We start from the raw sequence: 5,978 nt of genomic DNA, 5'->3' as shown, positions 1-5,978 counted from the left end.
GGACAGTGAGCAGGAACTGGTGAACGGCGCCCTGATTGATGTGCTCGTGGACTCCGGGGAGGTTTTGAGGGACGAAGAAGGCAATCCCATTCTGGACGCCAACGGAGATGAACAACCCATCCTGGTAACAGTGCCGGTGCAGGCTTCAATGTCCGTCAACGGTGCCCGTGCCAGTCGTTTCTTCGACGTATTCGCCGACGACGGTTCACACAGGGATTTCCTCTCGCCCGCCGAACTGCGACTGATTGCAGAGTGGTTGGATATTGGCGGCCAGTATTTCAACAATCCGTTCGACGCTCCGGAAGACTGATCCAAGGACTGAAACTCGCACCATGCCCATCGCCATTCTTATGTTTCTTTTGTTGTTGCCGGCCCAGAGCTGGGCTGGCTGGCTGTGGGGGCAGGCTGAAGACGATGCATTGAAAGTGCAGGTGGCGGAGCCCTATGTGTCCTGGCGAACCGGACCGGCAACGGGCTATCCGGTTTTTCATACCAGCGAAAAAGGGGAATGGCTGACCATTCTCCAGCGCAAGACAAGTTGGATCAAAGTGACGGATACCCGTGGCCGGGAGGGTTGGATAGCGGTTGCGGATATTGCGCAGACGGTGGATGCCACGGGTAATCGTGTGGATCTTCAGGTGCCGGATTTTGAGGCTTTTGAAAGCCGGCGGGTGGAAGCCGGATTGATGATGGGGGAGTTTGATGGTGCCGCTGTCACGGCAGGCTACGGCGGCTTCTGGATGACCAGAAACCTGTCCGCCGAGCTTTGGGCTTCTCAGATTCTGGGCAGCGCCTCGGAAATTAGAATGGTTAATGCGAATCTGGTGCATCAGCCATTTCCTGACTGGCGGGTATCACCCTTTTTTACCCTGGGGGTCGGGCATATCTGGGTTGATCCCAAGGCCACTCTGGCTCAGCCCGAAGAACGGGATAACAGCATTGGCCATGCAGGGCTTGGCATCCGCGCCTACATCACCGATCGATATTTCATCCGTGCCGAAGTGAAGGACTACAAAGTGTTCACTACCCGGTCCACCAACGAAGAAGCGACAGAATGGAAAATCGGACTAAGCATCTTTTTCTGAAAACGCTGTGTCTCGGGGCAGGGCTATGCATAGCCACAGCAACCCAGGCCCAGGATGATCGGCCGCTGATCGAGCCGGATGTTACCCCGGTGCCGGTCACCGAGGCGCTGATTGACACCGAGAACTTTGAAATTGGCGCTTTTGTGGGCGTGCTCAATATCGAGGACTTCGAGTCGTCGCTGCTTTATGGCGGCAAGCTCACCTACCACCTCAGCGAGTCCTTCTTTTTCGAGGCCGGAGTCGGCTTCGCGGAGGGTGGAGAAACCAGTTTCGAGAAGCTGGCCGGTAACGTGGAGGTGCTTACCGACAGCGAGCGGGATTACAGCTATTACAACATCAACCTGGGTTACAACGTGCTTCCGGGCGAGGCCTTCCTCACCGAGAACTACGCATTCAACACCAATTTCTATCTGATTGCGGGTGCCGGCGCTACCGATTTTGCGGGTGACACCCGGTTTACCCTGAATGCCGGCGCGGGCTATCAGGTTCTGTTGACGGACAGCGTTGCAGTTCAGATTGGCGTAAGACAGCACTACTACCGAATAGATGTTCTTGGGGCCGAGAAAACCTCCATGAACACAGAGGTCAGCACTGGCCTGTCGGTCTTTTTCTGATTACAGGAGCAATGGTTATGAAAGCATCCATAAAATCACTGGCGGTGGCGGGCGTCCTGGCCTGTCTTAGCCCCATGGCGGGCGCCGAGGCCATCAATGTGCCAGCTCCGGATTTCACCCTGGAAAGCCGTTCCGGCGAAAACCTGAGGCTGGAGGACCATCGTGGTGAAGTGGTGATGCTGAACTTCTGGGCATCATGGTGTGGTCCCTGCCGCCAGGAAATGCCGCTGATGGATGAGCTTTACAGCCAATACAAGGATCTCGGCTTCACGATTCTGGCGGTCAATGTGGATGAGAATCGGGAAGAGGCCCATCGCTTCCTGGACAAGGTACCCGTGAATTACCCGATCCTCTACGATCCGGAGAGTTCGGTGAGCGAGCTTTATGAAGTCCAGGCTATGCCAACGACCGTGATGATCGATCGCGATGGTAATGCCCGGTATCTCCACTACGGCTATCAGCCGGGTTACGAAGACGAGTACGAACAGCAGATTCGCGAGCTGGTGCGCGAATAATTTTCGGACGGAACGTTTATGCGTAATTTGTCGATCTTCACTGCCTCTGCTCTTTTGGTCGCGACCTTCACGATCTCTGGATGCAGCTCAATCAAGCCGTGGGTAAAACCCTATGAACGGGATAATCTGGCGGATCCGGTCATGAGTCTCAGCCGCCATGGCAAGGCGGATTCCTACATGCATCACGTCTATCAGGTCCGGGAGTCTGCGCGGGGAGCAGAAGGCGGTTCTGGGGGTGGCTGTGGCTGTAACTGACGGCAAAAGGTTAGTGCGCTCCGTCTGCGCTCTGTTCGTGCTGATGTTGGCCGGGCAACAGGCGATTGCGGCGACCTTGCCAGTGGATAACGTGGATGTTCTCTACCACCGCTATGACGGTGGTGGCATGGTCATCGATGGCCCCTCAGTTTTGGTGCGCAAGGGTATTGGCTCGTCGGTTTCGTTTTCCGGCCAGTACTATGTTGACTCCGTTTCGGCTGCCTCTGTGGACGTTCTGGCCACGGCGAGCCCCTACGAGGAAGAACGGAACGAGTACACCTTTGGTGTCGATTACCTGCACGATAAGTCCATTTTGAGTCTGGGTTTCACCAACAGTTCCGAAAACGATTACGAAGCCAACACCGTTTACTTCTCGCTCAGCCAGGAGTTTTTCGGGGGCATGTCCACAGTAACCATGGGCTATGCCAGCGGCTGGGATGAAGTGGGCCGGGTTGGCAACGATTCCTTCAGCGAGGAAGCTGATCGTCGGAACTATCAGCTCGGACTGAGTCAGGTCGTCACCCGCAACAGCCTGGTAGGCCTGGATCTTGAGGTGGTTACGGATGAGGGCTTCCTGCAGAACCCTTACCGACAGAACCGCTACATCGACCCGAACGATTCCACAGCGTTCCTGTACCAACCGGAGCGTTATCCGGAAACCCGAACAAGTACCTCCGTGGCCATGCGAGCGCTTTATTATCTGCCATATCGCGCCTCAATTCGCGGTGAATACCGTTATTTTTCCGATACCTGGGGCATCAACGCCCACACGGTCGAACTGGGATACGTGCACGGATTGAACCAGCACTGGACCCTTGAAGGTTCCATTCGTTACTACAGCCAGAGCGAAGCGGACTTTTACAGCGATCTTTTCCCGTTCGAGAACTCCCAGACACACCTGGCCCGTGACAAGGAACTCAGCTCCCTATCCGGGACAACCCTGGCGGTGGGCGCGGTCTACGAATGGAAGCAGACGTCGCTTCCCGGCATCGATCGCCTGCAGTTCAGCTTACTGGTGGACTGGCTGAATTTTGAATATGACAACTTCCGGGATGTCACCGCAGCAGGTGACTTTCTCCCCGGCGAAGAACCCCTATATTCCTTCGATGCCTACGTAACCCGGGCGTCGTTGATTCTTGAATACTGAGCATGCAGGAAGAACGACCATGGCCACTTGCTTGAACTCCCGATTTCCGGTGCTTTTAGCGGCATTGACCCTCGCCCTGACAGCCCCCGCATTTGCCCAGACCAATCCCGGGGCGGAGAAAGATGATACAGCCGTCGCCGAGCAGGTGGAGGCGCTCAAGAAGAAAGTGATACGCCTGAATCGTGACCTGTTTATCCTTGAGGAAGATCTGCTTTTTCCAGCCAATACCCAGGTTGCCGTGTTTCTCAGCGTTGATGCCGGGAAGTTTCTGAAGCTGGATGCGGTCAAACTGAAAGTCGACGACGAGATTGTTGCTTCCCGCCTGTATACGGAGCGACAGGTGACTGCCCTTGAACGCGGCGGCATGCAGCGGCTATACGTCGGCAACCTGAAAACCGGCGTCCATGAGATGACGGCGTTTGTTGAGGGAATCGGCCCGGATAAGCGGCCTTACAAGCAGGCGGCCTCCCTGGAGTTTGAGAAGGGCACTGGAACGGCCGCTCTGGAAATCCGCGTTGAAGATCGCTCCTCCAACTACCAACCCTCCGTATCCATTGTGGAGTGGGAGTAAGCCGCGTCGTGGGATTGAAAGCAAGCCAGTCCTCAGGTCGACGCCCGTTCATTTACGCGGGTGCCCTACTGTGGCTGATGATGACCCCGGTCCATGCCGATGAGGCGCAACCCGAGCGGGCGAAGGACCTTCGTTATGGTTGGGCGCTGTACGAATACCATCAGGGTAACGCCTTCGAGGCTTTGACCCAGCTGGCCGTGGCACGCGAACGGGGCGGCATCAAGGGACACGGAGATCATCCGGCTCTCGTCGAGGGCGGGCTCATGCTGTCCTGGGGGATGACCCGAGAGGCGAGCAGGTTGTTTACGCAGCTACTCGGGGCCGATGGCGCCGGCAGCAATCTGTCGCCTGATGTTCGCAACCAGGCCTGGTTCTATCTCGGTAAGGTGTTTTACCTCGAGGGGAATCAGGCGCTCGCACGTGAGAACCTCAATCGTGTGGATGGCGAGATACTGGCCGAGGCCGACCACGATCTTTTCCGCGAATGGATTTATCTGCGCTCCCGGCTGGTCATGATGTCTGCCCGCCCTGATGATGAACCCGAACTGGCTTCGCTTCGGGAGCAGCTGGACGAAACGGACATCTGGTCCCTTTACCTCCGGTACAATTCCGCGGTCTCCGCTCTCGATGCGGCAGACGTAGCTGCCGCCGAAGAGGAACTGAAAAAGCTCATCGCCATCCTCGACCAGTCCATTGACTCCGTCGAGCCAGATGCCGAACGGGAGGGCCTGCTGGGCCGCGCTCGCCTCTCGCTTGCGGGCCTGTACCTGCGTGATAACCAGTTTGAGGCAGCTCTGGAGGTCCTGGGAGCCATGCCACTGACCGGCGTGTTCGCCGATCAGGCTCTCTTTGACTACGCCGTTGCCGCGGCGGGCCAGGGCAGGCCGGAGAGGGCTCTCGACGCCCTTGATACTCTCGCGAACCGTGAACTGTTTTTGCCCTGGCGCCAGCAGGTTCCCTTTGCCCGCGCCTATGTTCTTGAGCAGATGAACGCTCCACAGCGTGCATTGCCTGCGTTTAAAAAGGCAGCCGACCATTACGAGGCCCGTATCAGGGAGCTCGACAATATCCGGGATCGGCTGAATGAAGAAAGTCTGATGGCCCAGCTTGAGTTCAGCCGTGACAGCGACGGGATTCTTACAGATTCCTATGGCCGGCTGCGCGTGCAGCCCCTCGATTCTGGTATGGCAGAAGTGCTGGCTTCGGAGACGTTCCAGCAGGCGCTTGCCGAATTGAACGAACTCTACCGAATGCAGTCCTTCATCGCCGAGCGGCAGTCCAGGTTTGAATCGTTCCGGATCATGCTGGAGACCCGTGAGCAGCAACGGCAGATTCGTATTGCCGAGACCCGTCGGGCACTCGAAACCCAACAGGCAGACCAGTGGCAGCAGTTGCACGAGGACTTCACGGACAGAGTTTCCTCGGCGCTGGCAGACGAAGATGCGGGATTCTTCATGACCTCGCAACAAAAAGCGCTTAGAGACAAGCTCGCTGAGGTTGAGAAAACTCTGGCGGATTTGCCTGACGACGCGACGACCGCCAGGCAGCGTGCGACGTATCGGCGGATGCGTGCCTACTTCGATTGGTGGATTGCGGATGACTATGGAATCAATCGCTGGGCGGCGCAAAAACAGCTCATGCAACTGGATCGCGAGATGCAAAGCTTTCAGGCCCAGCGGCAACGGGTTGAAAGCCTGATGGCCGATGATGCCCGCCATGCGGAACTGGCTCGGCGGATCGCTGCCAGCGAACGGGAACTCGCGACTCTTGGAACAGAGGTGTCCGAGGCAT

At 57.1% G+C, this 5,978-nt stretch carries 7 protein-coding genes and 1 pseudogene; all 8 read left to right on the top strand.

Annotated features, from left to right (window positions below; genetic code table 11):
* Positions 1 to 310 (top strand): annotated as a pseudogene (locus B2W52_RS07565) (HzsA-related protein); the annotation flags it as partial.
* A gap of 22 nt (positions 311 to 332) precedes the next feature.
* On the top strand, positions 333 to 1,085 hold the full coding sequence (locus B2W52_RS07560) for an SH3 domain-containing protein (RefSeq protein WP_014577485.1): 753 nt from the start codon (positions 333 to 335) through the stop codon (positions 1,083 to 1,085).
* The gene (locus tag B2W52_RS07555) at positions 1,055 to 1,699 is read left to right on the top strand and encodes an outer membrane beta-barrel domain-containing protein (protein ID WP_008174661.1); all 645 of its coding nucleotides are present in this window, start codon (positions 1,055 to 1,057) and stop codon (positions 1,697 to 1,699) included. The genes B2W52_RS07560 and B2W52_RS07555 overlap by 31 nt, the downstream gene beginning before the upstream one ends.
* A gap of 11 nt (positions 1,700 to 1,710) precedes the next feature.
* Positions 1,711 to 2,214 carry a TlpA family protein disulfide reductase gene (locus B2W52_RS07550; RefSeq protein WP_014577483.1) on the top strand — a complete coding sequence of 168 codons (504 nt, stop codon included), beginning with the start codon at positions 1,711 to 1,713 and terminating at the stop codon, positions 2,212 to 2,214.
* Between the two features lie 18 nt (positions 2,215 to 2,232).
* On the top strand, positions 2,233 to 2,469 hold the full coding sequence (locus B2W52_RS07545; RefSeq protein WP_039882064.1) for a DUF4266 domain-containing protein: 237 nt from the start codon (positions 2,233 to 2,235) through the stop codon (positions 2,467 to 2,469).
* The gene (locus tag B2W52_RS07540) at positions 2,456 to 3,616 is read left to right on the top strand and encodes a DUF3570 domain-containing protein (RefSeq protein ID WP_039882068.1); all 1,161 of its coding nucleotides are present in this window, start codon (positions 2,456 to 2,458) and stop codon (positions 3,614 to 3,616) included. Before B2W52_RS07545 ends, B2W52_RS07540 begins: the two co-directional genes overlap by 14 nt.
* Before the next feature lie 19 nt (positions 3,617 to 3,635).
* The gene (locus tag B2W52_RS07535) at positions 3,636 to 4,187 is read left to right on the top strand and encodes an AraC family transcriptional regulator (protein ID WP_273070479.1); all 552 of its coding nucleotides are present in this window, start codon (positions 3,636 to 3,638) and stop codon (positions 4,185 to 4,187) included.
* Positions 4,188 to 4,195: 8 nt separating this feature from the next.
* On the top strand, positions 4,196 to 5,978 hold a 1,783-nt coding region (locus B2W52_RS07530), incomplete at its 3' end, for a coiled-coil domain-containing protein (RefSeq protein ID WP_286802230.1).

Source organism: Marinobacter sp. UBA2498, from assembly GCF_002341575.1.
Taxonomy (GTDB): domain Bacteria; phylum Pseudomonadota; class Gammaproteobacteria; order Pseudomonadales; family Oleiphilaceae; genus Marinobacter; species Marinobacter manganoxydans.
Note: the sequence above shows the minus strand (reverse complement) of the source record. Positions and strands in the feature narration are given on the sequence as shown.